The organism is Microcystis sp. M_QC_C_20170808_M3Col, assembly GCF_007095505.1.
Taxonomy (GTDB): Bacteria; Cyanobacteriota; Cyanobacteriia; order Cyanobacteriales; family Microcystaceae; genus Microcystis.
In genome coordinates, this window is sequence record NZ_SFBY01000087.1 from 1 (window position 1) to 23,194 (window position 23,194).

The 23,194-nt window shown below is 41.2% G+C and carries 27 protein-coding genes and 1 pseudogene; 6 read left to right on the plus strand and 22 right to left on the minus strand.

What is annotated here, in order from left to right:
* Positions 1-222: 222 nt before the first annotated feature.
* Positions 223-1,707: a polysaccharide deacetylase family protein gene (locus tag EWV84_RS04395; RefSeq protein ID WP_286824238.1), complete on the minus strand. Its 1,485-nt coding sequence runs from the start codon at positions 1,705-1,707 to the stop codon at positions 223-225.
* A gap of 268 nt (positions 1,708-1,975) precedes the next feature.
* Here EWV84_RS04395 and EWV84_RS04400 point away from each other — a divergent pair, with 268 nt between their 5' ends.
* Entirely contained in the window at positions 1,976-3,283 is a 1,308-nt protein-coding gene (locus tag EWV84_RS04400) for a hemolysin family protein (RefSeq protein WP_287076701.1), read from the plus strand.
* Positions 3,284-3,319: 36 nt separating this feature from the next.
* Positions 3,320-4,114, plus strand: coding sequence for an Rpn family recombination-promoting nuclease/putative transposase (locus tag EWV84_RS04405; protein WP_287076703.1), 795 nt, complete (start codon positions 3,320-3,322; stop codon positions 4,112-4,114).
* A gap of 35 nt (positions 4,115-4,149) precedes the next feature.
* Here the strand turns inward: EWV84_RS04405 and EWV84_RS04410 are convergent, their stop codons facing one another.
* A complete protein-coding gene (locus EWV84_RS04410; RefSeq protein WP_287076705.1) occupies positions 4,150-5,487 on the minus strand; it encodes a proton extrusion protein PcxA in 1,338 nt (445 codons plus the stop codon).
* 77 nt (positions 5,488-5,564) lie between these two features.
* Here EWV84_RS04410 and EWV84_RS04415 point away from each other — a divergent pair, with 77 nt between their 5' ends.
* Positions 5,565-7,697 carry a PD-(D/E)XK nuclease family protein gene (locus EWV84_RS04415; RefSeq protein WP_287076707.1) on the plus strand — a complete coding sequence of 711 codons (2,133 nt, stop codon included), beginning with the start codon at positions 5,565-5,567 and terminating at the stop codon, positions 7,695-7,697.
* A 172-nt stretch (positions 7,698-7,869) separates the two neighbouring features.
* Here EWV84_RS04415 and hypB read toward each other — a convergent pair whose 3' ends face one another.
* The 4 genes from hypB to EWV84_RS04435 form a co-directional block, all read right to left on the minus strand.
* The gene (gene hypB, locus EWV84_RS04420) at positions 7,870-8,682 is read right to left on the minus strand and encodes a hydrogenase nickel incorporation protein HypB (RefSeq protein WP_286824233.1); all 813 of its coding nucleotides are present in this window, start codon (positions 8,680-8,682) and stop codon (positions 7,870-7,872) included.
* Positions 8,673-9,017 (minus strand): hydrogenase maturation nickel metallochaperone HypA/HybF, encoded by a 345-nt coding sequence (locus EWV84_RS04425; protein ID WP_286824232.1) that lies wholly within the window; start codon positions 9,015-9,017, stop codon positions 8,673-8,675. The genes hypB and EWV84_RS04425 overlap by 10 nt, the downstream gene beginning before the upstream one ends.
* A gap of 145 nt (positions 9,018-9,162) precedes the next feature.
* Positions 9,163-10,233, minus strand: a complete 1,071-nt coding sequence (gene hypE / locus EWV84_RS04430; RefSeq protein WP_287076710.1) for a hydrogenase expression/formation protein HypE — start codon at positions 10,231-10,233, stop codon at positions 9,163-9,165.
* A gap of 105 nt (positions 10,234-10,338) precedes the next feature.
* Positions 10,339-11,184: an Rpn family recombination-promoting nuclease/putative transposase gene (locus EWV84_RS04435; RefSeq protein WP_287076711.1), complete on the minus strand. Its 846-nt coding sequence runs from the start codon at positions 11,182-11,184 to the stop codon at positions 10,339-10,341.
* A gap of 271 nt (positions 11,185-11,455) precedes the next feature.
* On the opposite strand from EWV84_RS04435, the gene EWV84_RS04440 reads away from it, so the two are divergent.
* On the plus strand, positions 11,456-12,349 hold the full coding sequence (locus EWV84_RS04440; RefSeq protein ID WP_286824228.1) for a hypothetical protein: 894 nt from the start codon (positions 11,456-11,458) through the stop codon (positions 12,347-12,349).
* Positions 12,350-12,416: 67 nt separating this feature from the next.
* Positions 12,417-14,885: an ATP-dependent DNA helicase RecG gene (recG, locus tag EWV84_RS04445; RefSeq protein ID WP_286824227.1), complete on the plus strand. Its 2,469-nt coding sequence runs from the start codon at positions 12,417-12,419 to the stop codon at positions 14,883-14,885.
* Between the two features lie 533 nt (positions 14,886-15,418).
* Here recG and EWV84_RS04450 read toward each other — a convergent pair.
* From EWV84_RS04450 to hcp, 5 genes are all read right to left on the minus strand, one after another.
* Positions 15,419-15,967, minus strand: coding sequence for an NADH-quinone oxidoreductase subunit B family protein (locus tag EWV84_RS04450; RefSeq protein ID WP_002740992.1), 549 nt, complete (start codon positions 15,965-15,967; stop codon positions 15,419-15,421).
* A gap of 76 nt (positions 15,968-16,043) precedes the next feature.
* On the minus strand, positions 16,044-16,505 hold the full coding sequence (locus EWV84_RS04455) for a hypothetical protein (RefSeq protein WP_158202136.1): 462 nt from the start codon (positions 16,503-16,505) through the stop codon (positions 16,044-16,046).
* Positions 16,506-16,507: 2 nt separating this feature from the next.
* On the minus strand, positions 16,508-16,903 hold the full coding sequence (locus tag EWV84_RS04460) for a hypothetical protein (RefSeq protein WP_158202137.1): 396 nt from the start codon (positions 16,901-16,903) through the stop codon (positions 16,508-16,510).
* An 8-nt stretch (positions 16,904-16,911) separates the two neighbouring features.
* The gene (gene hoxU, locus EWV84_RS04465; RefSeq protein ID WP_287076714.1) at positions 16,912-17,628 is read right to left on the minus strand and encodes a bidirectional hydrogenase complex protein HoxU; all 717 of its coding nucleotides are present in this window, start codon (positions 17,626-17,628) and stop codon (positions 16,912-16,914) included.
* An 84-nt stretch (positions 17,629-17,712) separates the two neighbouring features.
* Complete coding sequence (gene hcp / locus EWV84_RS04470; protein ID WP_287076715.1) at positions 17,713-19,341, minus strand: hydroxylamine reductase; 1,629 nt, start codon at positions 19,339-19,341, stop codon at positions 17,713-17,715.
* 365 nt (positions 19,342-19,706) lie between these two features.
* Between hcp and EWV84_RS04475 the strand changes: the two genes are divergently transcribed.
* On the plus strand, positions 19,707-19,976 hold the full coding sequence (locus EWV84_RS04475; RefSeq protein ID WP_286824216.1) for a hypothetical protein: 270 nt from the start codon (positions 19,707-19,709) through the stop codon (positions 19,974-19,976).
* A 199-nt stretch (positions 19,977-20,175) separates the two neighbouring features.
* Here EWV84_RS04475 and EWV84_RS04480 read toward each other — a convergent pair whose 3' ends face one another.
* From EWV84_RS04480 to EWV84_RS04515, 11 genes and pseudogenes are all read right to left on the minus strand, one after another.
* Positions 20,176-20,394: a type II toxin-antitoxin system HicB family antitoxin gene (locus tag EWV84_RS04480; protein ID WP_272076921.1), complete on the minus strand. Its 219-nt coding sequence runs from the start codon at positions 20,392-20,394 to the stop codon at positions 20,176-20,178.
* A gap of 22 nt (positions 20,395-20,416) precedes the next feature.
* Positions 20,417-20,518 (minus strand): TPR end-of-group domain-containing protein, encoded by a 102-nt coding sequence (locus EWV84_RS23025; protein ID WP_416361023.1) that lies wholly within the window; start codon positions 20,516-20,518, stop codon positions 20,417-20,419.
* 31 nt (positions 20,519-20,549) lie between these two features.
* Entirely contained in the window at positions 20,550-20,927 is a 378-nt protein-coding gene (locus EWV84_RS04485; protein ID WP_287076717.1) for a type II toxin-antitoxin system VapC family toxin, read from the minus strand.
* Position 20,928: 1 nt separating this feature from the next.
* A complete protein-coding gene (locus tag EWV84_RS04490) occupies positions 20,929-21,177 on the minus strand; it encodes a hypothetical protein (protein ID WP_287076718.1) in 249 nt (82 codons plus the stop codon).
* 110 nt (positions 21,178-21,287) lie between these two features.
* Positions 21,288-21,398, minus strand: a pseudogene (locus EWV84_RS23030) (TPR end-of-group domain-containing protein); the annotation flags it as partial.
* Between the two features lie 2 nt (positions 21,399-21,400).
* The gene (locus EWV84_RS04495) at positions 21,401-21,823 is read right to left on the minus strand and encodes a retropepsin-like aspartic protease (protein ID WP_287076719.1); all 423 of its coding nucleotides are present in this window, start codon (positions 21,821-21,823) and stop codon (positions 21,401-21,403) included.
* Positions 21,820-22,077 carry a hypothetical protein gene (locus EWV84_RS04500; protein WP_287076720.1) on the minus strand — a complete coding sequence of 86 codons (258 nt, stop codon included), beginning with the start codon at positions 22,075-22,077 and terminating at the stop codon, positions 21,820-21,822. The genes EWV84_RS04495 and EWV84_RS04500 overlap by 4 nt, the downstream gene beginning before the upstream one ends.
* Positions 22,078-22,131: 54 nt before the next feature.
* Positions 22,132-22,239: a TPR end-of-group domain-containing protein gene (locus EWV84_RS23035; RefSeq protein WP_416361022.1), complete on the minus strand. Its 108-nt coding sequence runs from the start codon at positions 22,237-22,239 to the stop codon at positions 22,132-22,134.
* Positions 22,240-22,246: 7 nt separating this feature from the next.
* Positions 22,247-22,435, minus strand: a complete 189-nt coding sequence (locus tag EWV84_RS04505; RefSeq protein ID WP_287076721.1) for a type II toxin-antitoxin system HicA family toxin — start codon at positions 22,433-22,435, stop codon at positions 22,247-22,249.
* Positions 22,432-22,644 (minus strand): type II toxin-antitoxin system HicB family antitoxin, encoded by a 213-nt coding sequence (locus tag EWV84_RS04510; RefSeq protein WP_287076722.1) that lies wholly within the window; start codon positions 22,642-22,644, stop codon positions 22,432-22,434. Before EWV84_RS04510 ends, EWV84_RS04505 begins: the two co-directional genes overlap by 4 nt.
* A gap of 144 nt (positions 22,645-22,788) precedes the next feature.
* On the minus strand, positions 22,789-23,194 hold a 406-nt coding region (locus EWV84_RS04515), incomplete at its 5' end, for a TPR end-of-group domain-containing protein (protein WP_287076723.1).

Consider the following 23,194-nt stretch of genomic DNA (forward strand, 5'->3'; position numbering starts at 1 on the left):
AAGGATAATGCAAGGTTTTTGAAAGTCCCAATCCTATTTTCTTGCACTAACATCGGACTTTAACAGGTCAAAAGCTTTATTTTAAAAGGGTTTTACCATTATTCAGCAAGCCCTAAATATTTGTCAACTTTTTCAGCCTAAGTTACTTCATCGGCGAACATCCTCTACCAATACGTAGATACTATCAAGGCGCAGATTCTGCGCCCTAGATACCTTAATATCTTAGCGAGTTAAGGCTGCGCCTCTTTCGTACAAAGTGCGGGCATAATCGGTCCAAGTACCCTGGCCCCAATAACGGAAACAACTGGTTTGCACGAGCAAATTATAAAGCAGTGCCTCCAGATAATCCGGTCGTCGGGTGAAGCTAGGATCCGCCTGTACTAAAGGAGCATATTTCTCGTGGAATTTAGCGCTTAATTGGTTCATCGGTTCGAGGACATTTTCGTAACCGCGCACCCAACTGAGATCATTTGTCCAAGATGCCCCATCCATGGTAAAACGGTGGTCGGACTGTTTTAACTCAGCGATCGCCTGTTCCACTGCTTCAGGGGTAGCGGCATCCGAATTAACTCCCTGCCAGATTTTATGCTGGTGTACGGCTTGAATTGGGGGATAATCTTGGGGATTAACGCCAGCGGCCTCGATTAACTCCAGATATTCCGTGCCGTTAAATCCTGCCACAGTGGAACCCCCTTGCATTTCCCGCCAAGGATTGGGAAAATCGCGAGGAAATTCATTCATCATCACGCCACCATTTTCACCGTCGGCAATCTGGGAACCTAGGGAAGGAACCCAAACGCCACCGATTTGCTGTTTACTGCGGCATTTGGCCTCGTGGTAGGGTTGCATTTGGGCGACTAATTTGGTGTCGGAACCCTGGGTTTTAATCAAAGCAGTAATCGCAATCACTTCACCCCGAGAATTGCGCGCCAGCAAGCGATTAGGAATATATTTTTGTTCCTGACTCAATCCCGAACCGTCGAGATTTTCCACCGAGTGTTCCTGTACCAATAACCAACGATAGCCGCATTCTTTCAGGGCTTTAATATACTCGTAGAGGGTATCGGGATGGTTAGGAAGGTGCATTTCCGGGGGAGAGAACCCTTTGACTCGTTTCAGGGCATCTGGGCCAAAAATCGAGGCAAAATAGGTTTGCCATGCTTGCATCTGCAATTTTAGATCGGGAATCGGTGTGGAAGGAGCCACCGCATGACTCCACATCGTCCCCAACCATTCCACATAGGGTTGATATTGACTGTTACAGGTGATTAATTTGAGTTTATCGAGGATATCCTGCTGTCCCATCTGTACCAAACCCCAGAGGAGATTGCCGGAATAATCGAGCATAATCCGGGGATTACAGCCTTCCGCCACCAATTCTGGGACAAAATCGCCCATGCGACTGTAACACCAGGCAAAAACACTGGCATTATGGTTATCACCATCCCCAAGATTTTCGAACATATGCTGGAGATTGCAGATTAATTCACCGTTAACACCCGCGGGGATGGTGGGTTGGTGCATATGCAAGGCACAGGCAAAACCAGCCTGAATATTGTCTAATTGGAGATTTGTTGTCGGTAAAAAGATCGGATCATCGTGATTAACAATCGCCGCGATTTCCTGTTCCCAACCGCAAATAGTCGGTAGTCCGGGGCGGATTTCCGTGATAGCGTTCGATTTCGATGATACGGGTGTAGCGATCATAATTTTTCAGGCGAATAGATTGAGATAGTTTGTCCCCACTCTCCCAGGGACAACTTTTTTTACTGGCAACAGGTCACTCTTGACTGTTCACTGCTAACTGAGCTAAGAGCGCGAACTTTATCCTATCCCATTTATACTGAGAGTACCCCCTCTCCAGACACAAGCCTTCGTAACTCGTTAAAAATCAAGATGATTCTTTACTGAACTTAACCGATCCTCGCACTATGATCCAAACAACTATCGGCCCTTTTACCTGTAACTTTTAACCATGTTCTCGGCGACTACCGAAATTCTTGTTATACTCTTCCTCATCCTCCTCAATGGAGTCTTTGCCCTCTCGGAAATTGCCATTGTCTCGGCGCGCAAAGTCCGTTTAGAACAATTAGCCAGAGATGATCGAAGGGCGGCAGTGGCCTTAAAATTGGCCAATGATCCCAATCAAATTTTATCGACGGTGCAGATTGGCATTACCCTAGTGGGAATCTTTGCCGGGGCTTACGGAGGCGCGAATTTGTCGGCAAGTGTGGCGAAATTATTGGCGCAAGTTCCTGTTTTAGCCCCCTATAGTCAAGCTTTGGGATTAGGATTAGTGGTGTTAATTATTACCTATTTATCGCTGGTGGTGGGGGAATTAGTGCCGAAACGGTTAGGTTTAAGTAATCCCGAAAAAATCGCTATCCTCGTGGCAGATCCTCTCGATAGGTTATCGAAAATTGTTTCGCCCGTTGTCCATCTTTTGAGTCAATCGACTAATCTGATTCTCAGTTTGTTGGGGATTAGCGCTAATAATAATGATTCCCCAATTACGGAAGAAGAATTGAAAATTATGCTTAAACAGGGAACCGAAGCGGGAACCTTTGAGGAAGCAGAACAGGATATGGTGGAAAGGGTGTTAGGATTGGGCGATCGCCGAGTAAGTCAGATTATGACCACGCGCCCAGATATTATTTGGCTAGATTTGGAAGATAGTGCCGAAATTAACCGCCAGAAGCTAATTGAGAGCAATCATAACCGTTTTCCTGTGTGTCAGGGCAGTTTAGATGAGGTTTTGGGGGTAATCGAAGTCACAGACTTATTGGCAGATTGTTTAACCGGTGAAAGTTTCGACCTGACGAAGGATTTACAACAGCCGCTTTTTGTGCCGGAAAGCACTAGGGGTTTAAAGGTGTTAGAATTGGTGCAGCAAAGTGGTCATCATATTGCCTTGGTAGTGGATGAGTACGGTGTGATTCAAGGATTGGTGACGCGCAAGGATATTTTAGAGGCAATTGTCGGCGATTTACCCCAATTAGATAATATTGAAGATGCTCAGATCGTGCAGCGGGAAGATGGTTCTTGGTTGATCGATGGTACAGTGGCGATCGAAGATTTTAAAGAATTATTTGAAATCAGTGAATTACCGGGGGAAAAACAGGGCAATTATCACACTTTAGGTGGTTTTATTATTACCTATCTTGGTAGGATTCCGGGGGCTGCCGCTCATTTTGAATGGCAAAGGTTGCGCTTGGAAGTGGTGGATATGGACGGTAATCGTGTCGATAAGGTGTTAGTCACGCTATTGTTGGATGATTTGTAAGTAATTGTTAGTAAACATCTAGATTTTTTCAAGCTTGTGAAGACCGATACAATTTTTTATCAACTCTTGCAAACTTTTCCGGGGTTAATTTTTGAATTACTGGGAGAATCAACCCAGAAAGCTGAAAATTATCAATTTTCCTCGCGAGAAATCAAAGAATTAGCGCGTCGTTTTGACGGTATTTTTTTACCAACCACAGCAGCACCGGAACTAATTATTTACTTTGTTGAAGTGCAATTTCAGGATAAAAGTGATTTTTATTGGCGATTTTTAACAGAAATTGTCATCTATCTCAATCAGTATAAACCCGTTCAGGATTGGATAGCTGTAGCTTTATTTGCCTCCAGGGATCTGGATAATAACTTTCCCTATCAACTGCGGGGATTTGAGATAACGGGACAGATCAGACGTATTTATTTAGATGAATTAATCGATAATCCGGCTCCGTCTCTGGGTTTAGGAATTATTCAGTTAATTGTCGCTACACCCCAATTAGCACAGCAACGAGGAAAACCACTTTTAGAAAAAGCGATCGCTGAAATTGATGATCTAGTTTTCCAGCAAAAAGTTGTAGAATTAATTGAAAGAACCCTGGCCTATAAATTTACTAATCTTAGTCGCTCGGAGTTAGAAGCTATGTTCGGATTAGATGATCTCAGACAAACTCGACTTTATCAAGAAGCTAAAGAAGAAGGTCGTGAAGAAGCTAAAACTGAAGCGATCGCCAGTTTACTAGCTTTAGGTTTAAGTATAGAACAGATTGCCACTGCTTTGCAGTTAGAACTTACCAAAGTACAAGAGACAGCGGCCAAATTATCCCCCCCAAATTAGCAGGGTAAATTATCAAGTTTCTCCCTGATTTTACCCTATTCATTCATATTACGATAGGTAGCCACTGCCGAGGGAGAAATGCGATTGAGATAACGGAAAATCCAATATTTTAAGACTGTATCCAAGATAACGGGAAAAGTGGCGATAAAGAGAAAATTAAACTCGCGATTTTCCGGTAAACCGAAATGACGACTTAACCCTTCTAGGATGACTTCCCAACCGTGGGGAGAGTGGAAACCGACAAATATATCGGTAAAGAGAATAATTAAAAAAGCTTTAGCTGAATCGCTAAGATTATAGAGAATGCCATCAAGAAAAGACTTGACTATCTCGATTTCCCGACGACTAAAAGCGATAACAAAACCAAAGGCAATCAGGGAACAAATATCGGCGAAAATGTTAGCGATTGCGTTTAAACCTCGTTGGCGAAATTCTTCACTTAGTACCGCTGCTTTTTTAGTAATTTCTCCCTCGATTTCTTCGTTAGATAATTTGGGTGCTAAACCAATCATACCTCGAAAATGTAAAGCTTCCTCAAATCTTCTCAATTCCGAAAAAGCTTCTTCTTCTAAATCCTGATTGATAAAAATAAACTGTTCCTGTTGTTGGAAATATTTATTAACCAAGGGGGTAATCAGGAAAGTTTTGGTTAATTGCTGGGTTAATAAAGGAACAATAATTAACAGTAAAATAAACTTGAGAGAAATGGCTGTTTTATAACGAGAATTGCGAAATCTTTTTAAAACTGCCTCCTCCGATTCCTCCGCTTGGGGATCTATTTCCTGTTTAATGCGATTAAAAGTATTGACAAAAGAACGGGGTAAAACTCCCGGTTTTTCCGTAGCTTTTTGGGATTTATTACTTTTGATTATTTCCTCATCTTCAATACTACCCGCCGCTAAAAAAGAGCGATTTCGAGAAGTCTTTATTTTCGCTGTTTCCCGCTCAACATTTCTGTTCTGGAGACTTTTGGGGACATCTTCAATATCTTCTTGCCAATAATTACCTTGATATTTTCCGATAATACTATCGATAAACTGAAGTTTTTTCAGACAAACATCTGTGGTGACAGTAATCACCCCATTATTAATTGTCGGTTGATTTGGTCCGAAGGTATTAACGATCGAGCGACTAGCTTTAAACTCCGTCAATCTGACTTTAATTTTTTGCAGATAACCTTTAACTTCTGCGATAAAATAGGAATTAGTGGTACTGCCATAATTCGAGAACTCCGCTGCCACTTTTCGCCCTTGAAAATGCTTGTCTTCTATCTCCTTAATCTTCAAAGCTGCATGATAAGCCTCATCTAAAGAACGTTCAGGAGTTTGTAATAACCATTGATTAACACCTTGCAAAATCCGATTAAGATTCATAGGAAACAATTACTTCCACAAGGAAAAAAGCTAGAGTACCAATCAGTCATCTTAACAAATACAATCGAGAAAAAACGATGTCAATCATACCAATTTGGATCGAAGGTGGGACTCGATCGGGAAAAACCACCGCTTTAGTCGGGGAATTTCGGCGCTGGGTTGTTTCTCAACGTCAGTCCCAGGATTTATTGTATCTCGATCGATCGAAATCATCGCCCCTTTCCCAAACGATCTTAGTTTTCGCTGCCAACGATGATAACAAACGGGAATTAGCCGATCAATTAGCCCTTGCTGTTAGGGGTAGCTATCCGATTCTCTGCAAAACCCCTTTAGGTTTTCTCACCGATGAAGTCATCCTGTTTTGGCCGTTAATTTTCGAGTCTTTAGGGCTAAAAGCGCAATTTCCCCGCCGATTACGCCCAGAAACGGAACAGGAACTCGCCACCCGTCTCTGGCAACCAGCGATCGCTGAATTCTTCCAGCTTACTAGCATAAATGAATATCGTTTTGTCCGTCAAGTTCTCGATTTGTTACAATTAGCCGGCGCTAGTGGTGTTCCCGCAGAAAAGATACCCGAAAGATTAGCCGACGGATTATCAGAAACAGATTTAAAACGAGTTTTAGCGATTAATGAGCAGGAAACACCAGAAAAAGTGGGAGAATTAATCATTCAATGGCGTGATTGGTCTCTAGAACGTGGTTTATTAAGTTATGGTATCATCTACGAACTCTATTGGCGCTATTTATTTCCTGATAGTCGTTATCAGCAGCAACTATTAAAACGCTTCCGGGGAGTTTTTGCGGACGATGTGGACGATTATCCGGCTATTGCCAAGGATTTACTCAGTTTTTTCCTCGATCATGATTGTTTTAGCGTTTTTACCTACAATCCCCAGGGAAAAATTCGCTTAGGATTAACTGCCGATCCCGATTATCTACAAAAATTAGCGGCACGCTGTCAAATTATGCCATTATCTACCACCGACGGGTTAGCTGCTCAGTTTAGCGAGACGGTTCTCTCCTTAATCAGCGACGGTAACTATCTTGGCAATCTTCCCGATCAATTCATCTCCCTGCAAACCACCTCTCGCGCCGAATTGTTACGGAAGACAGCCACAGCTATTATTCAAGCAGTCAAGCAAGGAGCAGTAAAATCCGAAGAAATCGCCGTTATTGCCCCCGGTTTAGACGAAATCGCCCGTTATAGCCTGATGGAAATTTTAACCGGTGCCGGGATACCCGTTCAACCCCTCAACGAACAACGACCCCTGATCAGTTGTCCTCTGATTCGGGCCTTATTGACCCTTCTCGCCCTTGTTTACGCAAATTTGGGGCGTTTAGCCCCCCAAGAGGCCATAGCGGAAATGCTGGTGATTTTTAGCCGTTATTGCTGGGATGAAGAAGAGAATTTAATTCCCGATATCGATCCAATCCGCGCCGGATTAATTGCCGATCATTGTTATCAAGTGCATCCGGAAAATCCTCGTTTATTAGCGATCGAAACTTTTCCCCGTTGGGATCGCTTAGGACAAAAAGCTTGTACTGCCTACGAAAGAATTTGTCACTGGATCGAAGGGATGAAAAAACGGCAGCAGGAAGCGAAACTTTTCCCGATTTTTGTCTTAAATCAAGCGATCGAACAATTATTAAACGATGGGGAAAATTTGCCCTTCGATCACTTGGCAGCTTTACGAGAATTAATGGAAACTGCCCAACATTTTTGGGAGATCGATCGCCGTTTGCGTGAGAGTGAACCCTGTTTTCAAAGTCCCAGCGAAACTATTAGTCAGTTTATCCAACTTTTGCGCCGTGGCACAATTACTGCTAATCCCTATCCCGTGCGACAATTTATTAAATCTTCCTCAGCAGTCACCCTAGGCAATATCTTTCAATATCGTTCTTTTCGTTCTAGTCATCGTTGGCATTTTTGGCTAGATTGTTCCTCTCCACTCTGGGAACAAGGAGGAGCTGCTACTCTTTTTGCTGCGCCGATTTTTTGGCGAGAAGGTCCATATCAACGCTGGACAACAGAAGCAGAATTAGAGGAAAATCAGGCACGTTTACAGAGAGTTTTAAGGGATTTATTGGCACGGGTAAGCGAAAAAGTTATCCTCTGTCACAGTGATTTAGGAGTATCGGGAAGCGATCAAACCGGACAACTTTTATCCTTAGTACAAGCGGCAAAAGAATATGATTATAGTATTACTTGAATTATCGGGATTGAAACTTTAGCAAGTATCTAGTGCCGATCCATAAGGAGTCATGCACACATTTCTTTACTTTTTTTGACAAAATCGCCTGTAGACAAGTGAGTAGAAGTATTTCACTTTATTGATTCTGTCGCATAGATTTTGAACGAATCTCTAATTTTGTTAAGCTAACTTAAACCAGCGATTTTAACCAACCGTACCAAGCATCTAAACCTTCTCCAGTGGTAGCGGAAACTTGAAAAACTTTCAGATTGGGATTAACTTGATAGGCGTAATCTAAACAGCGATCGAGGTTAAAATTAACGTAGGGCAGTAGGTCTATTTTTGTCAAGATCATGACTTGAGAAGCGTGGAACATATAGGGATATTTAATCGGTTTATCTTCTCCTTCGGTGACGGAAAGAATGACGACTTTGGCATTTTCTCCCAAATCAAATAAAGCAGGACAAACTAGATTACCGACATTTTCGATCATGACTAAAGAATTCATCGGTGGATCGAGTTCGATTAATCCTCTCTCTACCATTGATGCTTCTAAATGACAACCTGTTCCGGTATTAATTTGGATAACCTGACAACCGGTTTCACTAATTTTTTGGGCATCATTAGCTGTTGCTTGATCTCCCTCAATGACACTGATAGGAATAGCGGTTTTTAAATCGGCAATTGTGCGAGTTAAAAGGGTAGTTTTTCCCGAACCGGGGGAAGAAACTAGATTAAGGGCAACAGTTTTTCTCCCCTTCAACCAACCGCGATTTTGTGCCGCTAACAGATTATTTTTTGCCAGCAGATTTTGCTCAACTTGGAGAATGCTACCATGAATTTGAGCGTGAATTTCCGCAGGATGATGGGGATGCTCATGCTCGTGATCGTGATGGCTATGACTAATAACAGTACCATCGGCTAAAATATGTTCATGGGTTCCTGTTTGCGGATTAGTTACCATCACTTCCGAGTTATCAGAACAACCACAGGTTACACACATAAGGATTCTGTCTCCAACGATTTGAGATTTAATTCTTGACCCTGTAAAATGACTATATTGCGACTACTACATCGATCGCAGATTCCGTAGGGATATTCTAGTTCTAGCTCATTTCCGCAATCTTGGCACTGTCCTAAACCAGAAATTTCTAGAATCTCTAACATTGCCCCCTCTATATTAGTACCTTGACAACAGGTATCAAAACAAAAAGCGATCGATTCTGGCATAATTGCCGTTAGTTTACCAATCTCTAACACCACGCGCTTAACTTTCATTCCTCGCGAGTGTTCTAAAGCAAGTTCAATAATATTTTGGGTAATTCCTAGTTCGTGCATTTTCAGTTATCAGTTATCAGTTATCAGGGAACAGGGAACAGGAAACAGGGAGAAGGGAGCAGGGAAATTTCAACTAAAACCCCAAAACCCCAACTATCTGTTTTTTTAGTTTTCACTTTTTCCTTTAAAACTGTCTCCTGTCTAATTAACATATTCTCGGTAATTGTTCACCGACTAACATATCGAGAATCCTTTTAGTGCCGAAAGCGGTTTTTAAGTAAACTAAATTGGGGGGAGAAGCGACGACTTCCCCGATACAAGCGGCATTTTTACCGTCAGGATGGGAACGCATCACTGCTAAAACGCGATTTTCCGCCTCCGGAGGCACGACAAGGACTAATTTGCCCTCATTTGCCAGATAAAGCGGTTCTAAGCCCAATAATTCGCACATTCCTCGCACTTCTTCCCGGATGGGGATCGCCGTTTCCTGTACCTGTATTCCCACCCCTGAACTTTGGGCGAATTCGTTTAAAACTGTGGCTAATCCGCCTCTAGTGGCATCCCGCATCGCTTTAACTTCCGGGCAAACTGCCAGAATTGCAGAAATTAAAGAATTCAGAGCTTGACAATCGCTTTCGATTGTGCATTGCAGGTCTAATTCGCCCCTGGCCATCAGAATGGCGGTGCCGTGATCCCCCAGAAAACCGTTAATCAAAATGCGATCGCCAACTTGTAAATTATTGGCACTGGAATTGATTCGGGCCGGAATTACTCCGACTCCAGAGGTATTAATAAATATTTGATCCCCTTGTCCCCTGGGAACGACTTTTGTATCCCCGGTGACGATTTTTACCGCTGCTTTGTCGGCGGCTATTTTCATGCTGGTAACGATGGTTTTTAGGGTGTCGATAGATAAACCTTCTTCGAGGATAAAACTACAACTGAGATAGAGAGGAATTGCCCCACCGACAGCCAAATCATTAACGGTTCCATTGACTGCTAAACTGCCAATATCACCCCCCGGAAAGAATAGGGGAGAAACCACATAGGAATCGGTGGTAAATGCCAAGCGATCGCCTATTTTAGCCAAATCTTTAATCTCAAATCGGGCTTGATCTTCAAGGGTTGCCAGTAAGTTATTATCAAAGTTATTAACGAATATCTCATTAATTAAATCCCGCATTGCTTTGCCACCACTGCCATGGGAGAGAGTGATATTTGTGTCGGTAATTTTGTTTTTTTTAAATTTTAAAGAAGCTGAAGGAGTGCTAGTCATAGGTGAGGTAGGAAGTTTTCGTTTTGGGTAGTCGGTGGTCGATACCAAATTAGGTTACACTTTATCCTGAGGAGAAATGCTGTCATAGCCTACTGCTAGATTATCTTAATGGGTTTCTGGTATTTCTCGCACTTTTTCTACAGTTAAGTCCAAAGCTTGAGCAATTTGTTCTACAGTTAAACCTAAAGCCAATAAACGCGGCACAGATTCCAGTTTACCTTCCAGTTTACCTTCCAGTTTACCTTCCAGTTTACCTTCCAGTTTACCTTCCAGTTTACCTTCCAGTTTACCTTCCAGTTTACCTTCTTCTCGAACGTCTTGAAAATAACGGGTTTGTTTCAGTTCATCTAAACTAAACATGGCTTCTATCTCCCGGCGACTTAGACGTGGTAATTTATAGATAAGGATCGTTTCTATTAATTGTAGGAGGTTTTGCGGTTGGGTAAATTCAGTTCGCACTCGTTCAATAAGTTGTTTGGCTGTTGCCACTGCTTGATTTTCTTTAGCAATAATTAATTTTATAGTGGCAATACCGAGGGAATCTTGATTAATATCATCTAGTTCATCTAAATATATTCGCGTCACTCTCCCAGATGTCAATAAGTCTTGGTAACGTACAACCTGATCTGATTCTACCCGACGATGGGGATAAATGACCACCCCGTGCCAATCATTGTTAAAAGCAGTTTTACTGAGATATAAGAAGATTTCAGCAAAGAAACGGCCATAAAAATTCTGATCATCTTGAAATTGCACCTCGCAGAAATAAATAGGAATGCTAGGATCGGTAATATTGGGCAAAAATACGCCATCAATACGAAAAGCTAGTTGCTTAATTTCGACGGAATCAAAGCGGTAATTCTCAGCTTCTCTGGGGGCAAGGTTGATTAATTCAAAGAAAATTGACGGATAAGATTGAAAAAGATCATAAAAAATACTGTCGGTTTTCATGGGGAACTTGTGGTGGTAAGCTCTGCAAAAAATTTTCGCTGTTTTATCCCAATTCCAGTAACTTTATCTTACCATGTAGATAGAGAGTTTTCCTGCTAATCATTTTCATTATAGCAGTTATCTTTGCCAAACCAATGCTAAAAGCTAATACCTAAAATAACCGATAAATGATCGAGTCTGAACATCTCCCCCTGGTCAGGGCGCTATAGCTGACAATAAGTCGCTATAATAGAATTCGCCGATCGCTAACTTCTCCCTCGGTAAAATTTCTATGACTGGAAGACTGAACAAGCTACAACAAGATTTAAAGAACATAGAAACGGAAGTGGCAAATTTAGCCGAAAGAATGCGAGAAAAATACCGAATTTATCTTGATTTACTCGGTGAATCTCTCTATAAACAGGCGATCGGGGCAGTGTATTATATATGTACCCGTTACTATGGGGGGGAATTTCTGGCCCTCTCCCACAGCAATCGTCAGAAACTACAAGAGGAGATCAAAGCTCTAGGACAAGAGGCTAAAGCCAGTTTACAGCAATTGGGCGAGCAGAGCTTCGAGCGAGGGGCATTTTCAGGGGTAGGATTCTCTAAAAGTCCAGCAGAGACAGTTAACACCCCAGATTTCTTGAAACTTTTTCTAGACAAACGGGAAAATCTAGCCGCAACTGGAGAGATTAATAACCCCGATACTTTACTTTATTGTTGTCGAGTGCTGGAAAAAAACTGTATCGAGATTCTCAATCATCTCTCTAAACAAATTAATCAGCAACTACAAAAAGCTTATATTCTTCCCCCTTATCTACCCAGTCAAATTATCGATATGGCAATTCAAGCGGGAGAAGAAGGACAATCCCTAGGTGGAGGAAATAATATGTTAAACATTCTAGTGGAAGCTAAAAACCCTGAACCAGAGGAAGAAAAAGATGAAGATGAAGATGATGGGGATGATCATGATTTTTCAAGTAGCAAAGTCACTAAAGTAACGGCGATTCATCTACGAATGGCTGAACTTGAATTTGCTGATACGCGCTTAAGTGTCGAAAGAAATCAAATTCGCTCCCTTTGGGAACAATTAAATCGTCTAGGGGAACAATATCATCGTATTCGCAAAGAATATACTATCGCTCAAGCGGAAGCGGCGTGGCGCAGTAGTTGGTATGATTAATCAGTTATGATCAAACAGAGGTATTAGGGAAACATAATACCGGGAAATTTGGAGTCAAGAGGCAATTATGAAAGGGGAAATACCCGACTGGGTGAGATTACAAAAAGCCTTATCTGTGGAAGCGGAAAAAGGTTATCCAGATCTTCAGGGAAATCAGTACCGTTTTAGCGAGTTTTTGTGTCTTAGTTTCGGGGATAATCCTCCCGTGGGAATTTCCACTAGTGAGAGAAATCGCTGGCGAGAATTAGCCCAAAAATTTGCCCAATATTCCCAGTTTAATCCCAGACAAAGACAACAATTAGTCACCGAAACTCGCAATTTTTTGCAACAATTACGGCAAACTTTAGAAGCAACCCCCACCCCAAAAGAACCAGCTGCGGCGAAAATTATTAATACCACTCCCATCACGGCAAAGGCTATTTCTCCACGGCAAGTTACCCTCGAACAACCCTTGAAATATCTAGCGGAAGTGGGAGAGAGAAAAGCTGGTCTTTTAGAAAAATTAAACCTCCACAAAGTTGAAGATTTATTATATTATTATCCCCGGGATCATATTGATTACAGTCGTCAAGTCAATATCGCTAATTTAACCGAGGGGGAAACGGTAACTTTAGTGGGGAATGTCAAGCGCTGTAATTGTTTTACTAGCCCCAAAAATACCAAGTTAGCTATCTTTGAATTGCTCTTACAGGATCGCACTGGACAGATAAAATTAAACCGTTTTTATGCGGGAACTCGCTATACTAATCGTGCTTGGCAAGAAGGACAAAAAAAACTCTATCTGGTGGGTTCGGTGGTGGCGGTTAGTGGTTTAGTCAAAGCGGGAAAATATGGGTTAACTTTAGAAAATCCTGAATTTGAATTATTAGACAGTTCTGGGGCAAGTATTGAGTCCTTAAAAATCGGGCGTATTCTGCCGGTTTATCCCCTCACCGATGGAGTACCCGCCGACCTAGTTAGAAAGGCTGTAGTCGCCGCTTTTGGGGCAGTAGAGGCGATAAAAGATCCCTTGCCTTTCGGTCTAAGAAAACAATACGGATTAATCGATTTAAAAACAGCAATTACTAACATTCATTTCCCCAATAATGCCGAGATTCTCAGTCAAGCGCGACGGCGATTAGTCTTTGATGAATTCTTCTTTTTACAATTGGGTTTTCTGCGGCGGCGGCAACAGTATCGTCAGACACAGAAAAGTGCTGTTTTTAGTGCTAAGGGTCAACTAATTGATCGATTTAATCAGATAATTCCCTTTCAATTAACTAATGCTCAAAAACGAGTTATTGAGGAAATTTTAGAGGATTTAGATTCTAGCACCCCGATGAATCGTCTCGTGCAGGGGGATGTGGGTTCTGGCAAAACAATTGTCGGAGTTTATGCTATTTTAGCAGCCCTACAATCCGGTTATCAAGCGGCATTAATGGCTCCCACGGAAGTTTTAGCAGAACAACATTATCGTAAGTTAGTTAGCTGGTTTAATCTCTTACATTTACCCATAGAATTATTAACTGGTTCCACAAAAACCGCTAAACGGCGAGAAATTCACGCCCAATTAGAGACAGGAGAATTACCACTTTTAGTGGGAACTCATGCCCTAATTCAAGATGCAGTTAATTTCCGCAAGTTGGGGTTAGTTGTTATTGATGAACAGCATCGCTTTGGGGTACAACAAAGGGCAAGATTATTAAGCAAAGGAGAGTCTGCCCACGTTTTAACCATGACAGCAACACCGATTCCCCGTACTTTAGCTTTAACCCTGCATGGGGATTTGGATGTGAGTCAAATTGACGAATTACCCCCCGGCAGACAACCGATTCAAACCACCGCTTTAAATGGGAATCAAAGAAGGGCTGCCTATGATTTAATTCGCCGTGAAATTGCCCAAGGCAGACAAGCTTATGTGATTTTTCCCTTGATTGAAGAATCGGAAAAATTAGATGTTAGAGCTGCGGTGGAAGAATATCAAAATTTATCAGAAAAGATTTTTCCTAATTTTAATATCGGTTTACTCCATGGTCGCATGAGTTCCGCCGAAAAAGAGGAAATCTTAACAGCTTTTCGCGATAATATTCTGCAAATTATTGTCTCAACTACAGTTATCGAAGTGGGGGTTGATGTTCCCAATGCCACGGTGATGTTAATTGAAAATGCCGAACGTTTTGGCCTGTCACAATTGCATCAATTACGGGGGCGCGTGGGCAGAGGCTCCCATCAATCCTACTGTTTACTTTTAAGTGGCAGTAATAGTGCTAATTCCCGTCAAAGATTAACGGTTTTGGAACAATCCCAAGACGGCTTTTTTATCTCGGAAATGGATATGCGATTTCGCGGTCCGGGGGAAGTTTTAGGACAACGACAATCGGGTTTACCAGATTTTGCCCTCGCTAGTTTAGTCGAGGATCAAGAGGTGTTAGTTTTGGCAAGAGATGCCGCCGAAAAAATTATGTTAGATGATCCCCATTTAATCACTTTGCCCAATTTGAAACAAGCCTTAGAAGCTAAATATCAACGGATGTTGGGAGCGGATATTTTAACTTGATTTAGGGGAGATGTTCAGTAAACAGTAATCAGTAAACAGTGATCAGTAATACTAAATCCAGTTATTAAAAACTGATTATTTATTCTCCGTTTTGCATGAGTGCCTCTCTTGATATGTAGCCCATACTCAACGGATTTAGTATTACTTCCGATTTTATCACTCAATCCAAGCCTTTGGGGGGTTCTACCCCCCAAACCCCCCGTTGGGGGCGTGGCGCCGCCCCCAAACCCCCCGCGCATTAGTTTTTCGGTGGGATGCTTACAGACGGCTGCTGACACATCTGTAATAATTTAAGAGTCACTCCACTTGCATGAGTGCCTCTTCTGATATGTAGCCTATACTCAGTGGATTTAGTATAATCAGTAAACAGTAAACAGCGAAAAGACAGCAGCAAACTGCCATTTGATGAGGCTCACTTAATACATACTGCTCACTCAAAACTCAAAACTCAAAACTTAAAACTTAAAACTCAAATCTGATAACTGATAACTGATAACTGATAACTGATAACTGATAACTGATAACTGATTCAATTAACCAAATTTAATCATTTCTCGTCCTGCCATCACGGGTAATTCCCCTTTTAAAATCGGAATCAATGTCTCGCGAATTCTGTCCGCATCGGGGGGACAACCCGGCATAAAAATATCGATGGGAATGACTTGATGGACGGGCAGCACTTGATCTAATAATTCGGGAACGATACCGGGTTCTTCTGGTAGTTGAGGTGTGTTATCTCCTAACTCTAAATAAGCCCTTTTTAGCACGGGATCGGCAGTTCCTAACATATTTCGCATAGCGGGAACGTTAGCAGTCACGGCGCAATCACCAAAAGAAACGACGGTTTTGGTATTTTGGCGGACTAGATGAATTAGTTCTAAATTGTCCTGATTAGCGATCGCTCCTTCCACTAAACAGACATCGACATTTTCGGGATAGGTTTTCAGATCGCAGCCGACGGGACTATACACCACGTCAACTTTTTCGGCTAATTCTAACAGCCATTCATCCAAATCGAGGAAGGACATATGGCATCCCGAACAACCGGCTAACCAGACAGTAGCGAAGCGAATTTTACTCATAATTTTAATTCCTTGGTTGGTATTGTTGGCTGAGTTGCAATTTGGTCAAAAGGATCAAACGAAAAGAAATTCTCTTTTAAGCTATTTTTGCCTCCAGGATAAACTCTTGCATTTTTTCCTCAAAGAAAGGGGCTAAATCTAGATTTTTCCAGTCTTTAAGTAGCTCAAAAATAATCGCCTCTGATGCAAAATTTCCCGTATAAGAAATAAAAGAAAAAGGACGTTTGCTGAAATTGAGCAAACAGCTTAAAATCGTGCAATGGTCTTTCACTCCAAAACCAAGAGAACAGGTTTTATCTCGATCTTTTACTCGCCAATTATCAGCATTTTTGGCATAAATATCTAGGGCAACTAAAGCGGAATCCACCTCTCTAGAATATTTAATTAAGAGCGAATACAAAACCCTAGGCTCTTGACTGACATCAGACAAAATTTCAATTATCCGACAAGGAATACTAGAAAATTGCGCCGTCAAATTGGAGAGAGACTGACACATTTCTAGGGCTTGCAGAAATTGCGATTCGGGTGATGTGGTCATAATTATCTTGTTTGCTGAATTGAATCGGACCAAGGATATTGTTTTTGTGCCAGTAAATGCGCTTGTTGCTGCGAAAAGCCTCGATTAATCACTAAGTCAGATTCGTAGATTTCATGATTGAGAAACATCCGATCAAGATTATTCCCTTGAGCGCCAGCGAGTCTTCGCCAAGCTGCTACCATTAAACCTTCGGGAAAAAATTGATATCGAGACACTCCCGATCCAAAAGCGTAATCCTTGGCGCGTCGGATATCGATTTCCGAGATTTCGTATTGGGCAGCAATCCCTAGGATATCTTGATTATTATCCATAATCTGATCATAGTCCTCCCTTACCTTGGCCGTTAGTTTCTTCTCGTAGATATCTAAATGCGCCCATCGATCACTATCACCCTCCATCGATTACTTTAACGCGTCCATTGGTGTTGAGTCCTAGCGTTAACTAAAAATTCCAACTTCGATCGATCTTCCTCTTTTTCAGAAACGGCGGAACCCTTGCGGAATATCGCCCCGGTTGGACAAGCGGCAACACATTTGCCGCAGGAAGTACAGGCAGAAACGCTGCCCCAAGGCTGATCCATTCCCGCAATAATTTTATCTTTTTCGCCGCGATAAGCCAGATCCCAAACGTGCGCCCCTTCAATTTCATCGCAGACTCGCACACAACGGGTACAGAGAACACAACGATTATGATCGATACCGAAAAGATGATGGGAAATATCCACTTCTCGCTTGGGAAAACGATAGGGAAAACGACTATGATCCATACCCACTTCGATGGCTAAATCTTGTAATTCACAGTTACCATTAGCCACACAAACTGCACAAACGTGATTACCTTCAGCGAATAATAATTCCACCGTCATGCGGCGATATTCTTTGAGTTTTGGGGTATCGGTATGAACCACCATTCCTTCCGCCACTTCCGTTACACAGGCGGGTAATAATTTATTAATACCTTCAATTTCTACCAAACATAAGCGACAGGCAGCCACTTCGGAAACCCCCTCGAGATGACAGAGGGCGGGAATTTTTATTCCTACCTGACTAGCTGCCGCGAGAACTCGCGAACCTGCTTCGATCGCTACATCTTTACCATCAATGCTTAAAGTGATTACGGACATAAAAATTATTCTCCTTGAGGATAATATCCCTCTCCTTCCATAGGCCACGGTTTGCCACCAAAGGTGGGATTTTTACAGAAAGTTTTAACCTAGACAATCGGCTAAGTCTTTTGCGGGGGTGGTAATCGGCTGCAGGTGATAGGTATCGGCGAGGAATTTCAGGACGTTAGGGGAGATAAATGCCGGTAAAGTTGGTCCCAGACGGATATTTTGCATACCTAGATGCAGCAGGGTGAGCAGTACAGCGATCGCTTTTTGTTCGTACCAAGAGATAATTAGGGATAGGGGTATCTCGTTGACGCTAACGTTAAAAGCGTTGGCTAATCCTAGGGCGATTTTGATGGCACTATAGGCATCGTTACATTGTCCCACGTCCATTAGCCGCGGTAATCCTTCGATGCTACCTAATTGTTTGTCGAAAAAGCGGAATTTTCCGCAGGCAAGGGTTAAAACGATACAATCTTCGGGGACTTGTTCCACAAATTCGGTGTAGTAATTGCGATCGGGTTTTGCCCCATCGCAGCCACCAACTAGGAAGAAGTGACGGATTTTACCCTGTTTAAGGGCATCAACCACCGTATCAGCGACACTGAGGACGGTATTGTGGGCAAATCCTACCATTACCTGCCGAGGTTCGCTTATTTCAGTAAATCCGGGCAATGACAGTGCTTTAGCAATCACGGGACTAAAATCGATCGCACTGTCAACTGTTTCTAAGCGGTTAATATGGGCATAACCCACAGGTCCGAGGGTAAAGAGTTTACTTTCATAGTTTTCGTGGGGGGGCATGAGACAATTAGTAGTTAAAACTATTGCCCCCGGAAACTTAGCAAATTCTTTAGTTTGATTTTGCCAAGCGGTTCCATAATGACCGTAGAGATGGGGATATTTTTCTTTTAGTTTTGGATAACCGTGAGCGGGTAATAATTCTCCGTGGGTATAGACTGTTATGCCAGTATTGGCAGTTTGTGCCAGTAAAGCTGCCAATTGTTTAATATCATGGCCGGAGACTAAAATGGCTTTACCTAAACGCGGATTTAAGGGAACATTTGTCGGTATGGGATGACCGTAGGTTTCGGTATGACCTTGATCTAATAATTCCATGGCCCGCAGGTTTGCTGCCCCGACTTTTAGACAGATTGCCACCCAATCATTCAGGTTTAAATCCCCCCGATCAATTGCCGCTAAAGTCTCTTGGATAACCTGATAAACCGAGTCATCCTCTTGACCTAATTCCTGAGCGTGGAAAGTATAGGAAGCAAGACCTTTAACTCCGTAGATAGCGGTTAACTTTAGGGAAAAAATATCGATGTCCTGCACTTTTTCAATTAGTTCTAAGGATACTTCTTGACCTTGGCTAACTAGGCTCTCATTAAAATTAGGCTGATAGTTGGCAAGTGCAGACCAGTCCAGCGATCCCAATTGTGCTTTAAAATTTTCCCGAATCTCTAAACAACGCTGAATATAATCGGTAAAACGTCGTTGATCGAAGTTCACATTGGTCATGGTGGCGAAAAGCGACTCACAGGTAAAAATATCGGCTTCGCGAGTAGATATCGCCGCTTCTTTTGCTTTTAAAACTACCGATGCTAATCCCCGCAGACAATAAACTAATAAGTCTTGAACAGCGTTGACTTCGGGACTTTTTCCACAGGCTCCCCACTGATGGCAACCATTACCACTAGCGGTTTGTTCGCATTGTTCACAAAACATAAGTTTTCTCTCTTTTTTTCAGTAGATTGACAGATTGTTGCGATTTGTTCTACTAAGTTCAATCCCGCTTTTTTGAAAGTTATTTATTAGCCTTCACCCGGCAAGAATTATGGATTTTACGACTGGAAAGCTTGTCTTGACAGCCTCTCCTCTCTGAACTATGTTTTTATTCTCTCACTCTTTTTACCATTTGGGTTCTGATTTTAGATTTCCTCAAGAATTACCGATTAAACAATTATTTAGTTGTCTTATTAAATTAAGTATTTTTGGTGATTTTTATGATATAATGAGCAAAATTTTCGATTTTTAGGCGGTCAATTATACTAAATCCCTTGAGTATAGGCTACATATCAAGAGAGGCACTCATGCAAGAGGCAAAGGGGAGAATAAATAATCAGTTTTTGATAACCAGATTTAGTATAATTTCTGATATGTCAAATCAAGAAACTAAACCAGCATCTATTTCTCTGAATGCTAGGAAGCAATCTGTTGATTTTCCTCAAAACCCTGAACAGCCACTTCTAGTTGAAGAATTGGAATGGTCAGAAACCGAGGTCAAAGAATCTTATTATCACCTCCAACACCTTGAAAATGATTGGAATGCACCTAAAATAAATATTTATTACAAGCTTTAATCGAGGTGATTTAAAACTTTGCTTCTAGTCCAGCTTGTTTGCAAATGACATTGGCTGTTACTTTATCAATAGTACGGTGTCTTTTAATGGGAATAGTTTTTCTCCATTGGTATAGATAGAGTGATTCCCGCCTTCCCTGAGAAGATAAAAACCATTTTCTTCAAAATATTTGATTAGATCTCTGCGTTTTACTGACATCTTAAATACTTAGATAAATTGATTCTAACAAGCATTCTTCTAGAGGAATCGGTTGGTTTTGTTGTTGATAGGCTAAAATCATTTCAAAGAGAGCATCTTTGAGCATTTCTCGACATTCTTCTAAGGTTGCTCCTTCGGTAATCACTTCTGGCCATTCTATCAGTTGTCCCATGTAACCAGAGGGAATTTTTGTATATTTAGCAGTATATTGATTGAGCATAGTTATCTCTTTTTTTATCTACTTAACTTAGCAATGATTGAAACCGCTCATCTCCCCGAATCTGCTCAAAATCTTGATCCGTTTTCGCCATATCCTGATATTCGGTATGGAGGTTGTCAGTCAGGAATTATTGCATCAATCATTTCTCTCCGATTCTAGCGATAAATATAGAAATCGCTATCTAAAGTTAACACAGAACTGCTTTCAATTAATTCAGTCATCCTCACCAAACAAGCATCAGCAAAAGACATGGGAACGGATTGATAACGCTGTCTTAACTCTCGGATGACTTTGACTTCATCATTTAGGCTAAAATCTATTTTAATTGTTCCCCGTTCAATTAAAGACATTATTGCATCTTCACTCCCATAAACATCTTGTAAAATAAAACAGGATTCAGTGATAACTGCCTCACAAGTTAATAAAGGTTTGGCAACTTTTTCCCATTGCTGAATTGCCCAATTGTGATAATTATCACTCCGGTCGAGAACGGCGACTAAGACCCCCGTATCTAGAATTACTCTTTTAAGCATATTAGACTAGATGCTTTTTTTTAAATTCCCTCTTTTTTAGGGATAAATCTCCTTTACCACTGTCTAAACACCCCACTAAGTCTCCGGCTGATTCTAAAGCAGAAATTTCTCTTTCTTCCTCATAAATTGCTGTCTTATCTGCTTTAAGTTGCAAAAATTCAATAAACTCTATTACTTGTTGTTGTTGTTGTGGGTTGAGGGTTTGCAGTTTTTCTAAAATGGTTTGTTGGTGGGTGGTTGCCAGTGTCATAGCAATTGTTCTCCTGATAGGATAGAAAGTTGTGACTTAAGAGTTATTATACCCTAATTCTGATGATAGGATTGCTTTCGACATAGATAGTTATCTCTTTTTGGGTTTTCTTAACTTAGCAATGATTGAAACCGCTCATCTCCCCGAATCTGCTCAAAATCCTTATCCGTTTTCGCCATATCTTGATATTCGACATCAAGATTGATGGCGCGTTGTAAGTTTCCTAAGATTTAATAATGTTCTGGCAATATATTTTAGCTGTTGCTACTGAGATAACAGATTGACAACTAATCAAAAAGTTCATACCTAATAAACCATCTACCCGCAAAACTGCTGGAATATTGTAGGCCATAACTTCAAAATTTTTGAGAAGTTGTCCTATACAATTAAACCAAGCAATTTGAATTATAGGTATCGGAGGGGTAGTTCCTTTGCCAGTTACTATTGTTTGCTTGCTTTGAGGATTATTTAGATTGTAACCTAAATCTTCTAAGATTTTGACAGGCAATATTGTCATACTAGAGCCTGTATCAACCAATAAAGTAACTCGATAAAAATCTCCCTTATTTATTCCGCCAATCATGGCATTAATTTTAAACAAATTTTGACCATGACGCAGCAATGAATGAGGTTTATTATAAGTCATATAACCACCACTATATTATCAGGAATAATGCCAGTGTATTCAATAGCTACTGGTTGTCCTTGTCGTAAAGAAAGTTGATTATAAACTTCATCTCTGTTGGCTGAATGGGTTAAAACTTGTCCTTGAATAACATTAAGTTCCTCATCTAGTTCAGGATTGAGGATTAGTACCCATTGATCCGGATAAAACTGACAGATTTCTTGTCTGCTTAGAAGATTTGGACTTTCTGTTTGAGATAGGGTAGTAGCTTTCATAATTGTTAATTATTTAAAGTTAAATTGTCTTACTTAATTATACTATAAACAGAGTTATTCGTCAATATTAACCAACAATCTCTGAAACCGCTCATCTCCCCGAATCTGCTCAAAATCTTGATCTGTTTTCGCCATATCCTGATATTCGACATCAAGACTGATGAACGATTTATTTGATTAGTGGTATTCCGAGATCTTTGCATATTTTATTAGCGAGAATATCCCTAATTTCCGTATGTCTTGGAATCGCAGATCTTTTATTTAATCGGGGGTTAAACCACCAAGAATGGCTACTTCCTTCTCTGAGCATTTCACAACCTTGAGAACGAAGGTAGCGGATGAACTGTTTGCGTTTCATACAACAATTTTCTCTTCTTGGTAGTTTCCCCTAGTAGCGGCAATTGCTTCCTGTTTATTCAATTCTAATGCTTCACTAAGAGTAATTTTTAGGCTTTCTAATAACTGATCACGAGATGCTTCTTGACAGTTAACTCCCGGAATTTCTTCTATCCAACCAATCCACCAATCGCCGTCTAGCTGAATTATAGCTGTGTAGGTGTTAGTCATAGAATATCTCCTTGAGTAAAGTAGAAATATATAGCGTTTTTCAGTCTGCTGAGGTACAAAAGTTATGGGTTTTAGGCAAAAGGCAATAGGCAAAAGGGAAGAAAAATAGGTGTACCTCACTAGCTTAGGAAACGCTATATATTATTATACTCGACCTAGCAATGATTGAAACCGCTCATCTCCTCGAATCTGCTCAAAATCTTGATCCGTTTTCGCCATATCCTGATATTCGACATCAAGATTGATGGCGCGTTGTAAGTTTTCGATAGCTAATTCTACATTGTTTTGTAAGCCATAACAAACAGCTTTATTGTAGTAAGCATTAGCATCATTTGAATTAATTTTAATAGATCGATCAAAAGATTCTAGTGCATCTTTATATCGTCCCATACAAGTTAAAGCATATCCTCGATTATCCCAAGCTTCATGGTAATCGGGTTTAATTTCTAAAGCTCGATCGTAAGATGCGATCGCTTCTTCATACCTTCCTAAGTCATCTAACGCACTCCCTCGGTTGTACCAAGCTTCATGAAAATCGGGTTTAATTTCT